General features: G+C 62.6%; 1 protein-coding gene. It reads right to left on the reverse strand.

Going from position 1 to position 1,455, the window contains the following annotated elements:
• Nucleotides 1-1,455, reverse strand: a 1,455-nt coding sequence (locus tag NJC38_RS28975; protein WP_253118189.1) for an aldehyde dehydrogenase, incomplete at its 5' end; no start/stop codon positions are given.

Below are 1,455 nucleotides of genomic sequence, written 5' to 3' on the forward strand. Positions count from 1 at the left end.
TTACTGAGCATTGATCCAGATGGTCTTAAGCTCGGTGTACTGATCATGCGCCCACTGCGACTTGTCGCGACCGCCAAAGCCTGACTCGCCGTAGCCTCCGAACGGCGTCGAAGCGTCGCCTTCACCGAAGCAGTTGACGGTGACGATACCGGCGCGAATCTCGCGCGATAGACGGATCGCGTTGCGCAGGTTGCTGGTGTAGGCCGAGGCCGCCAGGCCGTAAACGGTGTCGTTGGCCAGGGCAATGGCCTCATCAATGGTGTTGAAGGTGGTGACGCTCAACACCGGGCCGAAGATCTCTTCGACGAACAGTTTGTCGCCGGCTTTGACGCCATCAACAATGGTCGGCTCGATGAACACGCCATCACGGGTGTTGCCGCCTTCGACCACTTTAAGTTGCGCCTCGACGGCGTGTTCCAGGTACGAGCGAACCTTCTCGAAATGCGCTTTGCTGACCATTGCGCCCAGGCGGTTGGCCGGGTCCAGCGGGTCGCCCAGTTGCCAGTCGCGCACGTGCACCTTGATGCGCTCGAGCAGCTTGTCTTTGACGTCGCGGTGCACGATCAGCCGCGAGGACGCCGAGCAGTTCTCGCCCATGTTCCAGAACGCACCGGCCACCAGGTACTGGGCCACTTCGTCGAGGTCTTCGACGTCGTTCATCACCACCGCCGGGTTCTTGCCACCCAGCTCCAGTACCACACGTTTGATGTTCGACTCGGCCGAGTACTTGAGGAACAGCCGACCGGTGTCGGTCGAGCCGGTGAAGCTCACCGCCGCGATGTCCATGTGCCGGCCAATCGGCTCGCCGACTTCGCGGCCACCGCCAGGCACGATATTGAACACGCCCGCCGGTACGCCGGCCTGATGGGCCAGCTCCGCGACGCGCAGGGCGGTCAGGGTGGTTTCCTTGGCCGGTTTGACCACGATCGAGCAACCGGCGGCCAGCGACGGGCCGATTTTCCAGGCCAGCATCAGCAGCGGGAAGTTCCACGGCAGCACCAGACCGACCACCCCGATGGCTTCACGCACCACGGTGGTTACCGCACCGGCGCCGGTCGGGGCACTGAAATCGTAAATCTTGTCGATCAGCTCGGCATGCCAGCGCAGGGTGTGGATGGTCTCCGGCACGTCGACGTTCTGGCATTCGCTGACCGGCTTGCCGCTGTCCAGGCTTTCCAGCACTGCCAGTTCATGGGCGTGGTCTTCCAGCAGTTGGGCAAAATCCAGCAGGATGTGCTTGCGCGCCGCCGGCGCCAGCTTGCTCCAGCGACCGTCTGCGAAAGACTCTTTAGCGGCTTTGACCGCCAGATCGACGTCGTCGCTGTTACCGGCGGCGATGTTGGCCAGCAACTCGCCAGTGGCCGGGTTAGTGGTGGCGAAGGTATTGCCCGACAGCGCATCGCGGAATTCACCGTTGATGAATGCCTGGGTCGGGAATTTCAATTCAGCGGCCAG

The sequence above is a fragment of the Pseudomonas sp. 21LCFQ010 genome, from assembly GCF_024129905.1.
Lineage (GTDB): Bacteria > Pseudomonadota > Gammaproteobacteria > Pseudomonadales > Pseudomonadaceae > Aquipseudomonas.